We start from the raw sequence: 21,898 nt of genomic DNA, 5'->3' as shown, positions 1-21,898 counted from the left end.
GCGTCCAATGCTAAAACACTACTAACGCTATTGAGGATAGATAAAGTCAGTACCAGAGGAATCATGTACTGCCAGGCACTGCTAGAAAAGAGTTGCCAATTTGGTGCTGAACTGAGTGATATTAACTCACTATTTTCACTATCTACATTAGCAAAGGATAAATGCAAATACGCAAGATTCTCCATATCTGTTTCCTAACTTAAATTAATTAATTATTTTTCTTCGATAGTTGCTTCCGCTTGATGAACTAAATTGCGGAGATTTTCTAAAGTTTGTATGTTCACATCTTGCCATAATCCCCGCTGATTGGCTTCTAGTAGTCTCTCCGCAATATCACGCAATGCCCAGGGATTCTTGTCTTGAATAAATTCACAAACAGTAGCATCTTCTAGATATGCTTGAACGACACCTTGATACATATAATCTTCTACACATTGGGCGGTAGCATCGTAAGCGAAGAGAAAATCTACCGTTGCAGCCATTTCAAATGCACCTTTGTAACCGTGACGCATAACTCCGGCTATCCATTTAGGATTAACCACACGGGAACGGTACACCCTGGCAATTTCTGATTTAAGTTGGCGGACTTTGGGCTGAGATGTGTTGGAATTATCACCAAAATAGGTTTCGGGATTTTGACCTTGAAGAGAACGCACCGCTGCGGTTAAACCACCCTGAAATTGATAATAATCATCAGAATCGAGTAAATCGTGTTCTCGGTTATCTTGATTATGCAGGACGATTTGCATTTGTTTCAAGCGTTGCTCAAAAGCTTCCAAATTACTGTTCCCTGTTCCCTGATTAGAAGAATAGGCGTAAGCACTCCAATTTGTGTAAGCTTGGGCTAAATCCTGGTCATCTTGCCAGTTTTGGGAGGCGATTAAGCCTTGGAGTCCAGCACCATAAGCCCCTGGTTTTGAGCCAAAAACGCGATATTGCGATCGCTCTTGGGCTGCTTCTAAAGATAAACCCTCTTGAGTCCATAGTTCCGTTTCTTTGCGAACTGTATCTGCGAGGGGATTTTGATCTGCTGGTTCATCTAAGGAGGAGACCGCTTTTACAGCTTGATCAAATAAATCAATTAAATTGGGAAAAGCATCCCGGAAAAAGCCCGAAATTCGCAAGGTGACATCCACACGGGGACGACCGATAATTGATAAAGGCAAAATTTCAAAATCTACTACTCGTCGCGCTGCACCATCCCAGACAGGTTGAACACCGAGTAAGGCTAAAGCTTCCGCTAAATCATCACCACCAGTCCGCATGGTAGCTGTACCCCACACCGATAAACCCAGGGTTTTGGGATATTCTCCATGTTCTTGGGTGTAGGTTTCAATTAGGGTTTCAGCGGCTTTTCTGCCGATATCCCAGGCGGTTTCTGTGGGTATGGCACGAATATCCACGGCGTAAAAGTTTTTACCTGTGGGAAGGACTTCGGGGCGGCCGCGTGTGGGTGCGCCGGAAGCACCGCTGGGAACGTATTTTCCATCCAGTCCCCGTAAGAGGTTGGTGGTTTCTTCGGTGGTTTTTTGGAGGGCTGGGAGGAGTTTGTCGCTGATCCAATCCGTAGGGGCGCAGGGCCTGCGCCCAGAGAGAACTTCTTCTACTAAATGGGCGGCTTCTGTTTCTAGGAGTTCGACGACATCACCGATGATGTGGCAGGATTTAAGTCTCTCGCAGAGGCGCAGAGACGCGGAGAGGGGGGTGGAAAGGTCATCTGTGAGGGGGTCTATGTCTATGTTCCATTGTTGAGCTATGGCACGGGTAATGCCGATTGAGTGGCGATTGGGGATGCGAGCGATCGCTATTATTAAGTCTCGCAGTTGTGTTCCTTGGGGACATTGGCCGAATATGTGTAAGCCGTCGCGGATTTGGGCTTCTTTGAGTTCGCACAAGTAACCATCTAGGGAATTTAAGATTAGGGTTTCAAAGTTGGCGATGTCTTTGGGGTTGGTAATTCCTAAATCTTTATAAAGGTTTTCTTTGATGACGAGTTCTTGTATGCGATCGCGTATTGTTGGTAATCTGGAAGGATCTAGACTTTCGGCTTCGTAATATTCATCAATTAGGTTTTCTACTTGTTGTAATGGTCCATATAATTCGGCGCGGGTCATGGGTGGTGTTAAGTGATCAATTATTACGGCTTGGGCGCGTCTTTTTGCTTGTGAACCTTCACCGGGATCATTAACAATAAATGGGTATAAATGGGGCATTGCTCCTAAGGCAATTTCTGGATAACAAGTGTTAGATAAGGCGACACTTTTGCCAGGTAGCCATTCTAAGTTGCCATGTTTTCCGACATGAACTATAGCATCAGCATTAAATGATTCTCGCACCCAATAATAGAAAGCTAAATAATTATGAGTTGGTTCTAAATCGGGAGCATGATAATTTAAACTAGGATCAAGATCATATCCTCTTGATGGTTGAATTCCTACGAAAATGTTACCAAATTGAATTCCAGAAATGGGAAATGGTGATTGGTGATTGGTGATTGGTGATTGGGAAAAATTTTCTGCACTAGCTTTAGACTGAGCGAAGTTTAATCCCCACCTTGCAATAATTTCTTGTTGTATGTTTGCAGGTAAAGTAGAAAAATATTTTTGATATTCTTCGGCTGACAAACTTTGATTTATTGGTTTCCAGTCTTTTCCTTCTGGATCATTGGTAACGCTAGATGTGAGAATTTGAATTAATTCGTCTCCAGTTTCGGGAATACTTCGACTTCCTTCGACTGCGCTCAGGACAGGTCGCTCAGTACAAGTATTTTCTAGTTCATAACCAGCTAATTTTAAGGCTTTGAGAATTTCTACACAACTGGCTGGAGTGTCCAATCCTACGCCATTGGCAAGCCTGCCGTTGGTGTTGGGGTAATTTGCTAAAATTAGAGCTATGCGGCGTTCTTGGGGTGGTTTTACCCGCAATCGTACCCAATTTGCAGCAAGTTGGGCAACGAATTGAATGCGATCGCTCACGGGTTCATAAACTACGACATCAGTTTCTAGTTTATTATTGCGAGTTTGCAAGGCTTTGAAAGATACAGCCCGGCTAATAATTCTTCCATCTACTTCTGGTAATGCCACATTTATAGCAATATCACGAGGTGTCAAACCTTGTGATTGTGATTCCCATTGTTCGACGGAACTAGAACAAAGAATTACTTGCAAAACCGGGACATCTAATTTTTCCCAAAGTTCAACTTGTGGTATTTCTGTTTCTAATTGTGCTAGAGAAAAGCTAGTTGTATTCATCAATAAATTAACATGATGATCATCTTTTGCTGCAAACAATTCACATAATTTTTCAGCTACACCAGGTTCACGCAATGAGGAAACAAAAACAGGTACAGGTTGTAAATTTTTCTCTACTAAGGATTTACATAAAGCATCAATAACTTTGGTATTTCCTGATAAATAATGAGCGCGATAAAACAAAATTCCCACTTGAGGATAAAGTGAAGAAGGTGACAGGTGATAGGTGACAGGTGACAGTGAAGAGAATTCCCCTTTTTCTCCGTTCCATTCATATAATCCCACACGGGGAACTGGTTGTGGTGGTGGGGGATTAAACGCTGTTGATAGGGCTGTATCAGCGATAAATTGCAAAGCGTTGAGGAAATTTTCGATGCCACCTTCTTGAAAATATTGCCAAATTATATTAACAATTTCTTTAGAAACTGTAGATTTGGAGATTAAATCAGGATCAAGTCCGTCATCTCCTGGCATTACAATTAGGGTTGTACCATTCCGTTGTACAATTTCCTGTACGACTTCTAAGCCATAAGCCCAGTAGGAACTTCCTCCTATGAGACGAAGAACAATTACTTGGGCAGTTTCTAAGACTTGTTCACTATAAGCATCTATACTTATTTGCTGCTGTAGTTGTAATAGGTTGGCTACTCTAATTTCTGGAAATTGGCTAGGTAATTTGGGAACAACAGTCGCTAAGGTTTGAATATCAGTATCGGCTGCTGTAATCAACACGAAAGGGGCTGGAGTTTGTTCGATGAAAATTAAACCTTCTGACTGATTCAATCCCCCTGGTGTGGCACTTATACGATGCATAATTAATAATTGGTGATTGGTAATTGGTAATAGGTGACAGGTGATAGGTGACAGGTGACAGTTAAGAAAGAAGAGAGAAAAGCAAGATTAATATTTTTCCCTGCACCCTGCACCCTGCACCCTGCCCCCTGCTCCCTGCGCCCCTGCTTCTTCTTCTCCTCATTACATTTTTGAAAATGCTTGTTTTTCCTGATTTGGGTTTTTCTAAAACCTTGCCTTTAAGTATATTTAATCAGCTTGGGGAATTGTTGCAACAGATGGCTCAAGCAGTAGGAAGTGATGCTTTGAGTTTGACTGAAGCTATACTTGTACGGGTGGAAGTTCCTGTAGAGTGGCAAAAGCAAAGATTTAACTTGGTTGTTTCTGAGGGATTTAATGCGCTGTTGGTGGGAAACCTGCAAGCAGGGGAACAGGAAATAGACTCATTAGTAAATACTAGTTTGACATTTAATGTAGATGCGATCGCTTTATTTATATCGCAATTAGGTGAATTATTTAAATGTGATTCCCACACTTATCAAACTCTTGACAACTATCGTCGAGTAATTATATCAAATGATCCCATCCTCCAAAGTCAATTTACACTCCTGTTATTAGAATATCTGCTTCCTCATTCTCCAGCACCAATAATTACAAACACCCCCGAATCTTGTCAAGCTATCCAAAATGCTCTCAAAAAACAAATAGCTCAAGAACAACTTTTAAATACAGTCACCACGCAAATTCGCAAAAGTCTTGATTTGTCGGTAATTATGAATACGACAATTACACAAGTGCGGGAGTTTTTGGAATTAGACAGATTAGTAATTTATAAATTTGAATATACTAAATCTAAAAATCAAAATATCTTAGTTAATTCTCAACAATATGTTCGCGGAGTTTCTCTCTCAGAAGGTTGTATTATTTATGAAGTCTGTGCTACAGAAGATATTCCTTCAGTCTTGAATTATCAAGAAAAAAATTGTTTAAAGCCAAATACTCAATGTTGGGAAAAGTACCGACAAGGTTTTACTTTAGCTGTTAATGATATTGAAGAAACCTATTTTCTAGAAAATTGTTTAGTAGATTTTTTAAGAAAAAATCAAGTTCGAGCTAAGTTAGCAGCCCCAATTATTTTTGAAAAAAAGTTGTGGGGATTGTTAATTGCTCATCAATGTTATACCCCCAGAAAATGGCATGAAAATGAAAAAAAGTTCCTAACTTCCGTAGCAGAACAATTAGCGATCGCTATTCATCAAACCGAGTTAATGCAATCTCTTACTCAAGAAAAACAAACTCTAGAACAGCGAGTAATTGAGAGGACAATGGCACTACGGGAAGCCCTGCTGGCTGCTGAAGCTGCTAGTCGTCTCCGCAGTGAATTCCTAGCAACTATGAGTCATGAATTACTCACACCTTTAACTCATGTAATTGGAATGTCTTCAACATTATTACGTTGGCCATTGGGTGAATTAAGTCCCCGACAACGGAATTATTTACAAACCATTCATGATAGTGGTGAACATTTATTAACAATGATTAACGACATCCTCGATTTATCACAAATTGAAGCTGGAAAAACCGTATTAAATATTTTAGATTTTTCTTTAGTTAAAACTGCTGAAAATACCTTAGAGTCACTACAAAAAAAAGCAAAAAGTGAAAATGTAACCCTGCAACTCGATTTACAACTTAACCCTGCACAAGATAACTTTACGGCTGATATTAGTAGAGTTGAACAAATTCTCTGGAATCTGTTAACTAATGCGATTAAATTCACTCCAGAAAATGGAATTGTCACCTTACGGATTTGGGTAGAAGATCATACTGCTATTTTTCAAATAGAAGATACTGGTATTGGTATACCAGAAGAAAAAATCCCACTCTTGTTTGAAAAATTCCAACAACTTGATACACCCTATCGTCGTCGTTATGAAGGTACTGGTTTAGGTTTAGCGTTAACTAAACAACTTGTAGAGCTACATCGAGGTAGAATTGAAGTAGAATCTACTGTGGGTATGGGTTCAATTTTTACTGTCTGGATACCAAAACAATTAAAAATTAAACATGATTAATTTAACAAAAGGATTAATTGTTTCCTGTCAAGCACCCGTAAGTTCTCCATTACATGATCCTTATGTAATTGCTGCAATGGCACAAGCCGCAGTCAATAATGGTGCTGTAGCTGTCAGGATTGATACACCAAGTCATATCCAAGCTGTGCGGGAGAAGGTACAAGTTCCTATTATTGGACTTTGGAAACAAATAATTACAGGTTCTGATGTTTACATTACACCCCTGTATTATCACGCCGCTGCTGTAGCTGAAGCAGGTGCAGATATTATTGCTATAGATGCTACTACCAGAAATCGTCCCCGTAATGAAAAGTTAGTAGATATTATTACTCTGATCCATCAAAACTTAGAAAAGTTAGTTATGGCAGATGTAGATACATATCAAGCAGCAGAATTAGCCGTTAATGCAGGTGCAGATATTGTGGGAACTACTTTGTTTGGCTACACCGCAGAAACTAAAAACTTTGCTCCTCCCGGTTGGGAATTACTCACCCAAATAGTAGAAAATCTTGATACTTTTGTAATTTGTGAAGGTGGTATTTCTTCCCCGGAAATGGCCAGAAAGGCCTTAGATTTAGGTGCTGATGCTGTTGTTGTTGGTGGGGCAATTACCGGGATTGATTTATTAGTTAAAGCTTATCATTCCGTATTAGAAAAATAAAATTGCCCAAAACTAACTCATCTCTCTTTATCTACATTCATCTGCGGTTAATGATTCTTAAAATCTTATTTTATTGAAATTACCTGTTTACTTTGGAAACTAGTGGTAAAATCACAGTAAAGGTACTGCCATGATCAACATGACTTTGGACTTCTAATTTGCCTTTATGAGTTTGGATAATAGCCAAAGCAATCGCTAAACCTAACCCAGAACCGCCAGTATTTCGAGAACGATCTGCATTGACTCGATAAAAGCGATCAAAAATATGGGGAATATCAGCAGCAGGAATACCAATACCTGTATCTTTGATAGTAATTATGCCTTGATTATCATTGGTTGTCAGATTAATTTTCACTTCCCCACCAACAGGCGTATATTTAATAGCATTACTCACTAAATTTAGCAACATTCGATAAATTTGACTTTCATTACCTTGAATATAAAAACAAGATTGATCAGGAATATTACTAGATAATAAAACTTCTGCATTCATAGCTACTGGCATTAATTCTTCTTCTACATCTGCGACTACATCATTTAAACAAATTTGCCGCCATTTTGCTGCTTGCAAACCACTTTCTAATCTAGATAATAATAACAAATCCTGTGTTAATGTCACTAATCTTTTAATTTGTCTCTCCAGTGCTTTTTGAGTTTCTTGATTAATTGAATTTGTTTCGACAATTGTTTGTAAAGATGTAATCGGAGTTCTTAATTCATGGGCTGCATCAGCGGTAAATTTTTGTAATTGTTGATATGATTTTTGAATTGGCCGCATAGCTAAACCTGCTAACCACCAACCTGCACCACCAATGATGATCATAGAAGCAGGAACACCCAATCCTAATAACCAATGTAAACTATTCATATAATCATTTAATCGTTGTACAGATCGCCCTACTTGTAAATATCCCCACAATTGATTATTGTTGATTTTTAAAGGCATCAAATGTAAATGATATAGTTCACCACGGCGATTTCTGATATCATAAGAATGATTGATTTTCATATTATCAGGAAATTCATCTAATTTATTACCAATAGCAGCGATCGCTTCACCTTTCGTTGTCAACAACCTCACATAATAGCCTTCTGCTAATAAACTCATTACCGCTGATTCTGATTTCATTACTAAACAAGCTTGTTGCTTAAAACAAATTCCAGGTAAAGATTTTTGAGTAGTAATTGATAATTCTCCAGGAATTTTTAACTCTGGTTTCAATTTATCCTCAAATACCTTTCCCAAAATTTGTAATTCTCGATCAACTGTGCGAGTAAAAGCTTGTATCATGACAATATGAGCTATATACCCACATATTAATAAAGTTGATCCCATCACACCAGCATAGGTAATCGCTAATTTAAACCGAGAATGATTAAATAGTGAATTATTAGGTATCCAACTTTGGATTTTACCTATCTTCTTCCTTTCTTCCTTCGTGTCCTTCGCTGCTTCGTGGTTCATTTAATTATCCATTATCCACAAAAACGATAACCAAAACCTCGCATAGTTTCAATGGCTTTAGAAAAACCACATTCTGATAATTTTTTTCTTAATAATCTCACTTGTGCAGCCACAACATTACTCACTGTATCACTTTCAAAATCCCAAAGTCTGGCGCGGATTTGCTCATGAGTGAGTATTTGTTGAGGATGCTGCATGAAATATTCTAAAAGTTGAAATTCTTTAGCTGTGAGGATAATTGGTGAATAATTTTCCGTTGCTAAATTCACAACTGAAAAATTACTATAATCTAACATTAATGAACCTAGTTGTAATTGCGGTGGTTGAAAATTTGGTAATCTTCTTTGTAATGCTCTTACTCGTGCTAATAATTCTTCCATACCAAAGGGTTTAACAAGATAATCATCTGCACCCGCATCCAAACCAGTTACACGATCATTCATGCTATCTCTAGCTGTTAATAGCATAATTGGTAATTGATTTTTCTGCTCTCTTAATCTTTTACATATTTCTAATCCTGATAACTTGGGTAACATCCAATCTAAAATTGCAATTTCATATCTTAATGGTATTGTATTCAGATAATCCCAAGCTGTTTGTCCATCTTCTGCCCAATCTACTATATAATCACGCTGGGTAAGAGCATGATGAATACTAACACCTAAATCATGTTCATCTTCAACTAATAATAAACGCATATATAAAATTTATACTTAATAATAATGGTTGATAGGGTGATTCAGATATCAACTTTTGTCGAAATTCTGTCAATATTTCCTCAATTATCGAGTCTGAGGGACTTCCAAAAAATAAATTACCTATAGAACTTAAGCACAAGTCATGAAAGAATGAACCACGAAGGCACGTTCACGGAGTGTCCCGCAGGGATAGAACACGAAGGAAAGAGAGTTTGAGAGATTTTTTGCGTTAGGTGGTTGAGCGTTTTTATTTGGAAGTCCCTGAAACACCCTAAAATTTTTGATTAGGTTTTTGACAATGGTTTATAAAGGTTTTGAGTTATACCAATTTTGATACCATTGTTCCATTTGCTTAATTTCAGCCGTTTGAGTTTTAATGATAGACTCAGCTAAATTACGGATTTCTAATTTGGTAGTTTTTTTAGCAATCATCTGTGACATTTTTACAGCACTTTGATGATGAGGAATCATTTGACGAATAAATTCTTTGTCAAAATCCGGTGCATTTTTTAATGTTTCTAAATCCATATTCATGCACTTCATTTTACAATTCATCGGCATTTTCATTGTGTCTGGTTTCATCTGTTGACACATCTTCCCATGACTTGCCATCATTTCTTGATGAGTCATAGCCATTACGGGTACTTCTTTACCGTACCATGCTTTATACCAGGTTCGCAGTTGTTCAATTTTGCGGTTTTGATCTTTTTTAATAGCGATCGCTAGATTCTTAATTTCTGGACGTTGAGCGCGAGTTAATGCGATATCAGCCATTTTCACTGTTTCTTGATAGTGCGGAATCATCATTTCTATGAAATTCTGATCTGTGTGAGTCATCATCTCTTTTTGTGGAGGATTAGCTTGTTGAGATGGATGATGAGAATCGTGTTCGGAATTGGGAGTTTGTGCTTGTGTACTACTGATAATTAATAATCCACTAACAGCACTACTACTTACTAACCCAATCAAACCATAAATCAAATTTTTACTCTTCATAATTTTACCTCTTTGAGAATATGAAGATTTAAGAACAAACCTTAAGTTATCAAACCTAACTTGTTTCAGATATTCAGTTATTTGTTTGACTATAATTATAGCTTTTCATTTCAATATGAAATTAAGATGAAATGTTTTGTTGTATTAACATTTGTTTACAATGCGATTCCCCTGCGCTATAGTCACTGTCAGCAAGCGTCTATTAAATTTCAGCGTTTAAAAATTATCATCTCGTTACCAACAAATGGACTGCGGGCGATTAATTTATCCTGAGAATCAACAATTTCTAAATGTGTGAAATCAATTTCTTGAGAACGTTTTAATATATCCGCAGCTAGTTTATCTTGTTGGGATTTTTCTAGACTATACCAAATATCACTAATTTTTACAGTTAAATCGCTGGTACGAAAATTAGCGTGAATAGGTTTTATTAATTGAGAAAAAATATTTTTGTCTTTGGTATTTTTTACGGAAACACTAATTTCTGAAAACTGATTTTCAATTGCTGCTAGTAACCTTTGTTCCGGTGTTAATTCTATAACTGGGATTGGAGTCGGTTCTGGTTCTATAACTGGAGTTGGAGTCGGTTCTGGTTCTACAACTGGAGTAGGAGTCGGTTCTGTTTCTACAACTGGAGTAGGAGTCGGTTCTGGTTCTATAACTGGGGTTGGAGTCGGTTCTGGTTCTACAACTGGGGTTGGTGTCTCTTCTGGTTCTATAACTGGAGTTGGTGTGGTAACTTCCTCTACAGGGGGAACAGTGGCGATTTCCGTAGATTTAGGAATAAACATAAATGTAGTTATCCCTATTGTCACCGCAAAAATGACTGCAAAAATTCCTGTCAAAACCGTATCTGACACATTGTTAGATATACTTGATGGCAAGAATAAACGAAATGTCCTTAAAAAGCTATCCCAACGCGACAAAAAACTGGTTTTATTCTGCGTATCAGTAGGCGCTTCCGTCTCTAATTTTACTACTGTGCTTTCTAAAACACCAATCGTTCCGCGCAGAATTTGGATGATTGTCGTTTTCCAAATTGGCTGATTTTTTTGATCAAGTTGGGGTGATGACTGACTTTTTTGTTCATTCCTTGGTTTTCTTCGTTTCTCTCCTGACATGGAACTTTTACCCAGATTATCGAATCAAAAACATATAAAATATATTTTGACTATAATTCCCTATTGTGTCATTTTGTGAAATGTCAGTAACCCAGCCCTAAAGGGACTGGGCTTGTAAGAGCAATCAATCAAGCCGTACTGACCAGACCACCCTGAGCGTAGTCTTATGGTAGCCGTTATTTGAGTCACGACACCCCGGAATGCGTAGCTAGTTCCCTGCTCTGTCATTTGCAATTAAACAGTTTTAAGGTCACTGAAACAGTGTTGCAAGTCTAAACAAGCTCTTATAACTGGTCGAAGCTAACATTACCCCAGAAATGGGAGGCTCTTTGGAGCAAAACATTATGCGTACAGAGTTGGAAAATTTGAATCGGTAATTGTCCCGTTGAAAGTACATCACAAAAGTACCCCGAATTGACCAACTCCAAGGCGGTAATGAAAAATTATTTAAGGCGGTTAAAACCGCTTGTACCGTGGCTGGTGAGCCATGTCGAAGCATCCCTATCAGGGCTAAAGCCGCGCTCGTTTCCCACTTACCGTCTATTCTTATGAATATTAAACGCCGTCAATTTTTGTTATTAAGTGGAATTAGTACCATAGCATCTGGGTTTTTGGGTTGGAAATTATCAAACAGAAATTCTCTCATGGAAACAGCGATCGCTGCTAACCCTGTTAAAAAAGATTTATTATTACGTTTTGTCTCTGTTGCTGATACAGGAACTGGTGTTAGAGGACAGTATTCTGTAGCTAAAGCGATGAATCTTTATCATCAACTCAATCCATACAATTTAGTAGTTTTAGCTGGTGATAATATCTATAATAATGGCGAAATCGAGAAAATTAATGCAGTTTTTGAACGTCCATATCAACCTTTACTTAGAAAAGGTGTGAAGTTTCATGCTTGTTTAGGTAATCATGATATTCGCACTGATAATGGTGTTCCTCAAGTTGAATATCCTGGTTTTAATATGAAGGGACGTTATTACACATTTGGTCAAGATCAAGTCCAGTTTTTTGCTTTAGATACTAATGGTAATGCAGATTGGAAAAATCAGTTAGTTTGGTTAGAGAAGGAATTAAGCATTAGTAAAGCACCTTGGAAAGTTGTATTTGGACATCATCCAATTTATTCATCTGGTAATTATGGAAGTAACAAAAATTTTATTAAAACCTTTACTCCATTATTCACAAAATACAATGTTCAACTTTATCTAAATGGTCATGAACATAACTATGAACGCACTCGTGCTATTAATGGAACTACCTATTTAACTTGTGGTGCTGGTGCTGGTAGTCGTCCTGTTGGGCGTTCTGAATGGACAGAATATTCAACCAGTAATTTGAGTTTTGCGACTTATGATGTGTACGCAGATAGAATGGAAGTCAGAGGTATTGGTACTAATAACCGCGTTTTTGATCGGGGTGTAATTAAATTAAATAGTGTTTGATCAAAGGAGTCAGGAGGTAGGGGCGCAGGGCCTGCGCCCAGTCAGAAACAAGAATAAAGAATTGACACTCTCAGGGCTAAAGCCACTGAGATTCTTGGTTCAACGAGTCCACTTAACTTAGAACCCTTGCGGTATCTAAGCCAGAGGTGGTTCTCTCCCCAAGCGTTAACTTTCCCTCTGCCCGAAGGTAGTTGCATTACTGCAAATTTTGATTGAGTTTATAATTCTGTGTCGTCTAGCTCCCATGAAGATTTTACCTATTCGGAGGGCAGTCACTAGAACTATGGAATAGAACCCATATCTTCAGTTGTCAAGGACCAGAAAAGCCGTTAGGCAGTTAGGTTTTTATACAGGTTGATTACCATTCCTGTTGTGAACAGTATAACATCATTGAGAGCAAAGATAACAAAACTTCGCGCATCTCAACCAATCTTCATGAAAAGAAAGACTCTATGCGGTTAAAACCGCACGAGTCGCTTATATCTCAGGTCTAAAGACACTGAGCTTTACTCTTACCGGATGCTCTTGTAAACTAGAAAGAAGAATAATCAATATCAAAGGACTTTTCTTCCCCTATTTCCTATTCCCTATTCCCTATTCCCTGTTCCCTACTATTTAGTAATGGTTGAGGTTGATTCCTGCTTCTTTTGCCATTGCGTCTAAACCTTTGAATTCTAAGGTTTTGATGGCTTTGGTGGAAAGTTTCAATTTTACCCAACGGTTGCCAGCAGCCCACCAAACCCGCTTGTTTTGCAGATTAACGTGTTGTAGGCGCTTAGTGTGACGGTTGGAGTGGGATACGGAACAAGCGTTATTGGCTTTTTTACCAGTTAGTTGACAACGACGGGACATAATAAATATCTCCTAGAGTGTTATTTAAAGACAACCTTTCCATTATATCTGCTGAAAGCCTGATTGACAGCTTATGTTCAGATTCCCGACCTCTGGCAGAAGTCAGGAATCTAGTTGTTTATTTGCTGGCTTGTTCTGTTAGCTTGGTGAGTACGTCATTAGAACGTTCTACAAAGGATTTCATCCCATCTGCATCAAAACCTTTTTGAGACATCAGCGCCAAATCATAGACGTGCTGACACATCATGTTAACTAATTGATGAGAAGGTGACTCACCATCACCTTGAATAATACTACCTTGACTGAGGCTGACGAGGTTTTGAATTAATGGATGAGCAGTATTGATCAATAAAATATGATCTTCAGGAAATTCAGCGTTTTGCTGCTGCATCATGGCGTTCATGTCTCGCAGACGACGGAGAATTTCTGGTAATAGCACCATTGCTGGTGGTGTACCTTGAGGATCATCTGATTTGAGGGATTCGGTGCGGATATTGAGTTTTGGCTTGTTGAGGGCTTTCTCAAATAGTTCTTTAATGACTTCACCTTTGGTTTTGTTGGTGGTGGGGTCAACAATTTCGCTGGTTTTGTCATCGAGGAGAGTATTATCGAGGTCAGAGTCCACCCGTGTAAATTTAACATCCCGATATTCTTGTTCTAGGAAGTTAATGAAGTGGGTATCAATGAAGGAGTCCATATATAGGACTTCTAAACCTTGATTTTTGTGCAGTTCAATGTACGTAGCTTGACTGATTGCATCTGTACTGTAAAATACCTTATTTTCGTGACGTTCTTTGTTACGTTCTAGGTATTCTTTGAGGGTGGTGTAGGGGATGCTAGTGCCATTGGCTGGGGTAACATCTTGCCACGCATCACCTTCTGAAGATTGGACTTCAACGGCTGCGGTATCGGCTACAGGGGCTTCTAATTTGGCTGTGCTGCGGAAGATAATGATGTCTTCAACTTGTTTTTTAAATTTATCATCGTTGAGAACGCCAAATTTAACGAATGTTCCCAAGTCTTTCCAAGCTGTTACGTATTGTTCGCGGTTGTCGCGGTATAATTCTTTGAGGCGATCGCCGACTTTTTTGGCTATATAATCGCCAATTCTCTTAATAGTGCGATCGCCTTGTAATGCACTCCGAGAAACGTTCAAAGGTATATCTGTGCTATCAATTACACCCCGCATAGGCATCAAAAATTGGGGGATAATCTCTTCACAGTTATCACTGACAAATACCTGATTGCAGAATAACTTAATTTGTCCTTTGGTAACATCTACATCTGGACGCATTTTCGGGAAATACAAAATCCCGTTAATTACAAAGGGATAATCTGTATTCAAATGCACCCACAGTAGGGGTTCTTCTTGGAAAGGATATAAATAGCGGTAAAACTCTAAATAATCTTCTTGAGTGAGATTACTGGGAGAATCACGCCATGCTGCTTTTTGTTTATTTAAAGCTTCCCCATCCATTTTGATGGGAACTGACATGAAATCGCAGTAAGTCTTGATCAGATTCTTAATTCGTGCTGGTTCTAAAAATTCCTCTTCTTCCCCTTCTAAGGTGAGGATAATAGTCGTTCCGCGAGTGGTACGGGAAGATTCATCTAAGGTAAATTTGGGTGAACCATCACAAGTCCAGTGAACTGCTTGTGCGCCTTCTTGGTAAGATAGAGTATCAATTTCTACTTTTTTAGCCACCATGAAGGAGGAGTAGAAACCCAAACCAAAATGACCGATAATCGGTTGATCTGCCTTCCCTTCATACTTGTGAATAAATTCTTCAGCACTGGAGAAAGCAACTTGGTTAATATATTTTTTTACTTCCTCTGCTGTCATCCCAATGCCATTATCAGCAATGGAGAGGGTTTTGTTCTCTTTATCAATGCTAATTGTAATTTCTGGTTCGCCAATTTCACCATTGTATTCCCCAGCACGGGATACCATGTTTAGCTTCTGGATAGCGTCTACCCCGTTGGATACCAGTTCCCGCAAGAAGATTTGATGATCTGAGTAAAGTGATTTCTTGATAATCGGGAAAATATTCTCAGTATGAATACTGATATTGCCTTGTTCTAACATAGTCTTGGTTTAATAAAATTCGCTCACTCTGAATTTTAATCGGATTGCGAGAGCGATCGCTTCTCTTGTCTGGGTTTGTTTACACCCTAATACTGATGCGGATTTCCCTACATCACATTCTGGTTAGATTTAGTTATTGGCTTTCCAAAACTTTTTAAAAGAGTAGTATAGTCGAGGAAAAGCTATTTTAAACACTGCTATCAACATAGTTTGGCGTTGTTTTAGCACGGCTGGATTATACCGCACCCAATTCCACAGAAATCGTATAGATGTCCAGCGTTCGATTTTGTCTGGAGGTGCTTCTAAAGACTTGAAAGTTAGGTATTGATAAAGATTAGATAAAGCGTATTTTTTGAGATGCTCTAGGGATTTTGCTTTTTGGCTAGAAAAACCACTTTCTATAATTTGTAATTTTGCTGCTTCCATGCCCAAAACATTAGATGACATAGAATTAGGGATAATGCGATATAAAATTTGCACTTTTGGCACACATACAAAATCAGTTATTGCAGCTAAACGTTGCCACATATCACTATCTTGAGCATTAGTGAGAGATTCATTAAAGCCACCTACTTTAGCTAAAATATTTTTGCGAATCATGACATTAGATCCACTCGCAATAAAATCCTTTAATAATAGTTTTGTATAAACATCTCCTTGCCAAGTAGCATAACTACATGGACGCACAAATTTATCTAGTTCATCAATGACATCAGTCCAACTGTAGGCTAAACCAGATTGAGGATTTTCTCTAAGCACTGTATATTGTGCTTCCAGTTTATCTGCTGTCCAAATATCATCAGCATCTATAAAGCTAACAAATTCACCTTTAGCATAAATTAAACCACGATTTCTATTAACTGCCGCATTTGCTTTTGGATAATTATATATTTTTATTCTTTGATCTTGGATACTAGAAACTATCTCGAATGTTCCATCACTAGAATCTGAATTAATAACAATCAGTTCAAAGTGAGCATAAGTTTGTTGTAAAACAGATTCTATAGTTCCTTTGATCGTTTTTTCGCCATTATACACAGGGATGATCACAGAAATTAGTTCCATAATTATTAAGTTATAAATTTTTGAGTAAATCTGCTAATTTGTAACCTTTTTAAATATTATCTTTTTGAGGATTTGATACTGGTGAAGCAGTAGAATATGAAGGACGGCGATATAGTGCTTCATAGTTTTGAGGACGAAAAGGACGTTTAGCAATAAACTCTTTGATTTGATTAAATATGCCATATTGCTTAATTTTTGTAAATTTATTACCTTGGTTTTTCAACAGTTCTAATTCAATATTTTGTGTTAATTTGTCCCCTTTAATGCGCCATCCAATAGACTTATTAACTTCAGAAAAATCAGCAACTTCAATAGGTAATTTCTCTGGAGATGAATTCCACAAAGGAATAAATTTATCTACATAAAAAGCAACAATCAGAGAACGCAGAGACCATAAACAACTACCAGGTCCTGAGTATGAATCAATAATACTTAAGTCTGGAGTAAAATAACCTTGTGTAACTGTACCTTTCTGCAATGAATTTTTCTCTACAAAAAAACGCCAAGTTAAATCTAAAGCGCCCAAAGCAAAACCTGGGGATATCTCCTTTGGTGCTAACATAGTTCCAGTCACTATTGGTGCTGGTGCAGCCATGCGGTAACAGATACTTCTTCCCATAGAGGGAAACCCATTTTTACTAAAGAAATATCGGTAAAACTTTAAGAACTCTGCGTGGGTTTTTCTAATAAAAATAGGGTCAAACTGAGGATCTATTTGATCTAACCAGAAAAGACTATAATGAATAGCCCAAGCATTATAATAATCTACGCCCTTAGGTGGGTCATTAAACCAGCCCTCTCCTATGTAATAGCGTTGTTTATAATCTTGATATAAATCCTCAATTAATTTGTCATATTTGTTGTTACTTACTCCTAGACTTTCCAGGGATTTTTGAATAATTATCGGAAAAAGATACCAATTGTTATCATGCAATTTTTGATCCATTACTTGTTCTAACCAAGTCACAATTTGTTGGCGTTCTTGAGGTGAAAAGGTAGTCCAAAGATGATTACGACTAATCCAAAGTCCCAGCGCAATATCGGCTGCTTCGACAATACGTTGATCCCGGTTTTTCATTTGTCCCCAATATTCGGTATTTTGGAGATCAGTTCCTGCAACTATACCTTGATGTAAAATTTGAATTAGATCAATCTTTTCATTATTAATATCTACAATATTTCCATGTCCAGAGGACATCCATACAGCAGCTAGAGGGAAAAAACGGGCAAATCCTTCTAATGCATCTACCTTTCTTCCATGAGAACTAGCAGCACCTGGGTAATAAATTAACGCCCCATGAGGAGAACGGTATTTGATAAAGCCAAGAGTAAAATATTCAAATAACGCTTTGTATCGCAAAAAAGGGGATTGGTTTTCATTTATAAAAGTAGTCTTAATTTTTGCATCTATTTCTTCGTATCCTGGGAATGGTTGGCTTGTTTGGGTCCATCCTTCTGTTTGTTTGCGCGAAAGGTCTTCTAATTTAACTCTGATCATTACTACACACAAAGCGGTAATGATAAAAATTACTATCCACTTTATAGCTTTTCCTGTAAAAAGATTCATTTTTACCTACTCTTTTCAGCCGTATTCATACTACAAAGCATTATCAGTTAAGCAATCATTAAAAATTACACAAAAAACCTTGTGTTATCAGATTCTTTAATTTTTAATTCTGCCCTAGCGTTTAATAAAATTTAAACTTCTAACAATTTTACACTAGTAGGTAAAGATACTGCTGCTTTTTTGTTAAAAGTTAAACCAGTTTCCCCCATATCAATAATGATTGTATCACCAGCAATAAAGGTATTTTCCAGTAACTTTGTAGCTAAGGGATTTTCTACCTCTCGCTGAATTGACCGTTTTAAGGGACGTGCGCCATAAACTGGATCATAACCAGCTTCTACCAGATGATCACAAGCGGCTTGGGATATCTCAAAGGAGATTTTTTGCTCTTTCAGCAGGTTTTCCACTCGTTTGAGTTGAATACGGATAATATGCCCCATTTCTGAGCGGTTAAGAGCATGAAAAAGAATTAAGTCATCAATGCGGTTAAGGAATTCGGGGCGGAAGTGCGATCGCAAACCTTCCATCACTCTATTCCGCATCATATCATACTTGGAATCATCACCAGATACATCCAGAATATGCTCACTACCGATGTTACTAGTCATGACTATAACAGTATTACGGAAATCTACAGCCCTCCCTTGAGAATCCGTAACTCTACCATCATCTAATACTTGCAGCAGAATATTAAATACATCGGGATGGGCTTTTTCCACTTCATCCAACAGCACAACAGAATAGGGATGTCTGCGAATTGCTTCGGAAAGTTGTCCACCTTCTTCATAACCGATGTATCCAGGAGGCGCACCTACGAGGCGGGAAACTGAGTGTTTTTCCATGTACTCGGACATATCCAAACGCACCAAAGCATCATCCGAATCAAAGAGAAACTGAGCTAAGGCGCGGGCGAGTTCGGTTTTACCCACGCCAGTTGGTCCCATAAACAAAAATGAACCAATGGGTCGAGAGGGGTCTTTCATCCCAGCACGGGCGCGACGAATCGCCGCAGAGACGGCGGAAACGGCTTCTTCTTGACCAATTACCCTTTCGTGTAAATGACTTTCGAGTTTGAGTAATTTTTGCCGTTCTGATTCCAAAAGCCGATTTACAGGGATTCCTGTCCATTTAGCCACGATTTCGGCAATATCGGCTTCGGTGACTTGTTCGCGCAACAAAGTAGAACCTTGGCTTTGAATTTCTAACAGTTTCGCTTCTTTTACTTCTCGCTCTCTCTGTACTCCCTCTAATTTACCGTATTTAAGTTGAGCGGCTGTATTTAAATCATAGTCCCGTTCTGCTTGTTCAATTTGTACCCGCAACGCATCTTCTTCTTTCTTTAAGCTGCTAATAGATTCTAATATCTGTTTCTCACCTTGCCATTGTTCATTAAATATTTGCTGTTTGATGGTTAAACTGGCAATTTCTTCCTGAATGCGTTCTAACCTTTCTCTGGTTGGAGAAATACTCTGTTCTTCTCCAGATAATGACAGCTTTTCCATTTCTAGCTGCATTAAACGTCTGTCAATAGTTTCTAATTCCGCTGGTTTGGAAGTGATTTCCATTTTCAATTTCGCTGCGGCTTCATCAACCAAGTCAATGGCTTTATCTGGTAGGAAGCGATCTGCAATATAACGCGCTGATAAGGTTGCAGCAGCTACTAAAGCAGAATCAGAAATCTTGACGTTATGATGCACTTCATAACGCTCTTTCAAACCCCGCAAAATGGAAATTGTGTTTTCTACCGTTGGTTGATCTACATATACTTGTTGAAATCTTCTTTCTAAAGCTGCGTCTTTTTCAATAAATTTACGATATTCATCTAAGGTCGTTGCACCAATGCAGCGCAATTCACCACGCGCCAACATTGGTTTAAGTAAGTTTCCGGCATCCATTGAACCTTGTTGATTAGAACCAGCCCCAACGACGGTATGAAGTTCATCAATAAATAAAACTACTTGCCCATTAGATTCAGTAACTTCATGGAGAACATTTTTTAAACGGTCTTCAAACTCACCTCGGTATTTTGCCCCAGCAATCAAGCTACCGATATCTAAAGAGATCAATTGGCGGTTTTTCAAAGATTCAGGAACGTCACCATTTACCATTCTTTGTGCCAATGCTTCAGCGATCGCAGTTTTTCCAACTCCCGGCTCACCAATTAACACAGGGTTATTTTTGCTACGACGCGATAATACCTGAATTACTCTCCGAATTTCATCATCTCGGCCAATCACAGGATCTAATTTTCCCGCTTTTGCCTGTTCTGTCAAATCTTGTCCAAATCTTTTTAAAGCTTCATAAGGGACATCTGCTTCTACCTTGGGGGATGCTTTGATAGCGGGACTAGTACGAACAGATTTCACCCCAAGTTCTAACTGAACAATATCTACATTTAAGCTTTTGAATAATCTTCTACCAATCCGTTCATCACTACCGAAAGCTAGGATTATATGCCCTTCCGAGATTTCCTCCTCCCTCATTTTCACTCTAATTTCATCAGCTTTATCTAAGAGTAAATCTAAATTACGTCCCAGGTAAAGTTGATCACTTTTACCTACTTTTGGTTGACGTTGGGTAAAAGCCTCTAATTGTTGTTTAAATCGCCCAGAATCCACTTCCGCACGGGTGAGAATAGCTGTAGCAAGGCTGGTAGGTTCTTCTAAAAGCGCAATAATTAAATGTTCAACCTCTAATTGTTGTTGTTTATAAGCACGAACTACGTCTTGGGATTTTGTGATTGCTTCCCAGGCTGTATCAGTAAATTTATCGGGGTCTGTAGGCTGCATTTGTAAAATTTTAGATTTTAGATTTTAGATTTTTGTTTAGGGGTGGAATTGGTAATGGGTAAAGAAGTTCTTTGTCTTCCTACCCTCTACCCTAGATTATCCTTGATCTTTCAACTGAATTAATTCAACTTTATAACCATCTGGATCTTCCACGAAAGCAATTACCGTAGAACCATGTTTCATAGGACCCGGTTCTCGGACTACTTTACCGCCAAGTTGTTTAATCGTCTCACAGGTAGCGTAAATATCATCCACTCCCAAAGCAATATGACCATAGGCATTACCTAAATCATACTTTTCTACGCCCCAGTTGTGGGTAAGTTCTAGTACGGTGTGATCACTTTCTTCTCCATAACCAACAAAAGCCAGGGTAAATTCTCCACTTGGATAATCTTTACGTCTGAGTAACTTCATTCCCAGCACATCGCAGTAAAATTTCAAAGACTGATCTAAATTACCTACCCTAAGCATGGTGTGTAGTAATCGCATATTAATTCTTGGCAAACCCTTCCTTTAGTTCTTATATTTTATCTCTCATCAGCAATTTCTACAGAAACCACTTCTCGTCATGTTTATGCTTAGTTTTCCTTGTAGAATTATATTTGTATACAACACAACATTTAAAGGAGATGTTAACTTAATCTTGAAGAAACGTATCGCTAATGCGAAGCGTGGCGTTAGCCATACCGCAGAGGATGCGGAGAAATAAGAGTTTCAGAGAGTTATTGCTTAAGTCCTATTAATGATTCGGCGTTGCTGATTAAGGGTATGAATTTTAGTCTCACGCAAAGGCGAGGCAGCGCGGTCTTGGGGGTTTCCCCCATGAGCGACTGCCGTAGCAAAGACGCAAAGGTAAGAGTTTTAAAGGTTCAATTTAGGAATTTCATACCTCAATATGGCTATCAGCAACGCCAATGATTCAAACACCCCCGTGGGGTAGAAATTTAGTTAATGCAATAATATTGTCTAAAGAAAAATGCACAAAATTCTCACATTTCATAACGAAAAACTTCTTGATCAAGCACTTACCCA

At 38.4% G+C, this 21,898-nt stretch carries 14 protein-coding genes and 1 pseudogene; 3 read left to right on the top strand and 12 right to left on the bottom strand.

The window, feature by feature from the left end:
* Together FJR04_RS02705 and cobN are read right to left on the bottom strand one after the other, a co-directional pair.
* Positions 1–185: pseudogene (locus FJR04_RS02705) on the bottom strand (cell wall-binding protein); the annotation flags it as partial.
* Positions 186–212: 27 nt separating this feature from the next.
* Positions 213–4,064 carry a cobaltochelatase subunit CobN gene (gene cobN / locus FJR04_RS02700; RefSeq protein ID WP_168491561.1) on the bottom strand — a complete coding sequence of 1,284 codons (3,852 nt, stop codon included), beginning with the start codon at positions 4,062–4,064 and terminating at the stop codon, positions 213–215.
* 176 nt (positions 4,065–4,240) lie between these two features.
* On the opposite strand from cobN, the gene FJR04_RS02695 reads away from it, so the two are divergent.
* Positions 4,241–6,118, top strand: coding sequence for a GAF domain-containing sensor histidine kinase (locus tag FJR04_RS02695; RefSeq protein ID WP_168491559.1), 1,878 nt, complete (start codon positions 4,241–4,243; stop codon positions 6,116–6,118).
* On the top strand, positions 6,111–6,779 hold the full coding sequence (locus FJR04_RS02690) for an N-acetylmannosamine-6-phosphate 2-epimerase (protein WP_168491557.1): 669 nt from the start codon (positions 6,111–6,113) through the stop codon (positions 6,777–6,779). The genes FJR04_RS02695 and FJR04_RS02690 overlap by 8 nt, the downstream gene beginning before the upstream one ends.
* A gap of 79 nt (positions 6,780–6,858) precedes the next feature.
* On the opposite strand, the gene rppB is transcribed toward FJR04_RS02690, so the two are convergent.
* From rppB to FJR04_RS02670, 4 genes are all read right to left on the bottom strand, one after another.
* Positions 6,859–8,244 (bottom strand): two-component system sensor histidine kinase RppB, encoded by a 1,386-nt coding sequence (gene rppB / locus FJR04_RS02685; protein WP_217359203.1) that lies wholly within the window; start codon positions 8,242–8,244, stop codon positions 6,859–6,861.
* An 11-nt stretch (positions 8,245–8,255) separates the two neighbouring features.
* Positions 8,256–8,942 (bottom strand): two-component system response regulator RppA, encoded by a 687-nt coding sequence (gene rppA, locus FJR04_RS02680; RefSeq protein WP_168491555.1) that lies wholly within the window; start codon positions 8,940–8,942, stop codon positions 8,256–8,258.
* A gap of 303 nt (positions 8,943–9,245) precedes the next feature.
* Entirely contained in the window at positions 9,246–9,938 is a 693-nt protein-coding gene (locus FJR04_RS02675) for a DUF305 domain-containing protein (protein ID WP_168491553.1), read from the bottom strand.
* A gap of 209 nt (positions 9,939–10,147) precedes the next feature.
* Positions 10,148–11,059, bottom strand: a complete 912-nt coding sequence (locus FJR04_RS02670; protein WP_168491551.1) for a hypothetical protein — start codon at positions 11,057–11,059, stop codon at positions 10,148–10,150.
* A gap of 548 nt (positions 11,060–11,607) precedes the next feature.
* On the opposite strand from FJR04_RS02670, the gene FJR04_RS02665 reads away from it, so the two are divergent.
* Positions 11,608–12,507, top strand: coding sequence for a metallophosphoesterase (locus FJR04_RS02665; protein WP_168491549.1), 900 nt, complete (start codon positions 11,608–11,610; stop codon positions 12,505–12,507).
* A gap of 615 nt (positions 12,508–13,122) precedes the next feature.
* On the opposite strand, the gene rpmB is transcribed toward FJR04_RS02665, so the two are convergent.
* The 6 genes from rpmB to gloA form a co-directional block, all read right to left on the bottom strand.
* A complete protein-coding gene (gene rpmB, locus FJR04_RS02660) occupies positions 13,123–13,359 on the bottom strand; it encodes a 50S ribosomal protein L28 (RefSeq protein ID WP_168491547.1) in 237 nt (78 codons plus the stop codon).
* A gap of 118 nt (positions 13,360–13,477) precedes the next feature.
* Positions 13,478–15,445 (bottom strand): molecular chaperone HtpG, encoded by a 1,968-nt coding sequence (gene htpG, locus FJR04_RS02655; RefSeq protein WP_168491545.1) that lies wholly within the window; start codon positions 15,443–15,445, stop codon positions 13,478–13,480.
* Positions 15,446–15,574: 129 nt separating this feature from the next.
* Positions 15,575–16,510 (bottom strand): glycosyltransferase, encoded by a 936-nt coding sequence (locus tag FJR04_RS02650; protein WP_168491543.1) that lies wholly within the window; start codon positions 16,508–16,510, stop codon positions 15,575–15,577.
* A gap of 49 nt (positions 16,511–16,559) precedes the next feature.
* Positions 16,560–18,077 (bottom strand): DUF2264 domain-containing protein, encoded by a 1,518-nt coding sequence (locus FJR04_RS02645; RefSeq protein ID WP_168491542.1) that lies wholly within the window; start codon positions 18,075–18,077, stop codon positions 16,560–16,562.
* 131 nt (positions 18,078–18,208) lie between these two features.
* Positions 18,209–20,866 (bottom strand): ATP-dependent chaperone ClpB, encoded by a 2,658-nt coding sequence (gene clpB / locus FJR04_RS02640; RefSeq protein WP_168491539.1) that lies wholly within the window; start codon positions 20,864–20,866, stop codon positions 18,209–18,211.
* 96 nt (positions 20,867–20,962) lie between these two features.
* Positions 20,963–21,355 carry a lactoylglutathione lyase gene (gene gloA / locus FJR04_RS02635; RefSeq protein ID WP_168491537.1) on the bottom strand — a complete coding sequence of 131 codons (393 nt, stop codon included), beginning with the start codon at positions 21,353–21,355 and terminating at the stop codon, positions 20,963–20,965.
* Positions 21,356–21,898: the final 543 nt, after the last annotated feature.

Source organism: Anabaena sp. UHCC 0204, from assembly GCF_009711975.1.
Taxonomy (GTDB): domain Bacteria; phylum Cyanobacteriota; class Cyanobacteriia; order Cyanobacteriales; family Nostocaceae; genus Dolichospermum.
This window is presented reverse-complemented; position numbering and strand designations above follow the sequence as displayed.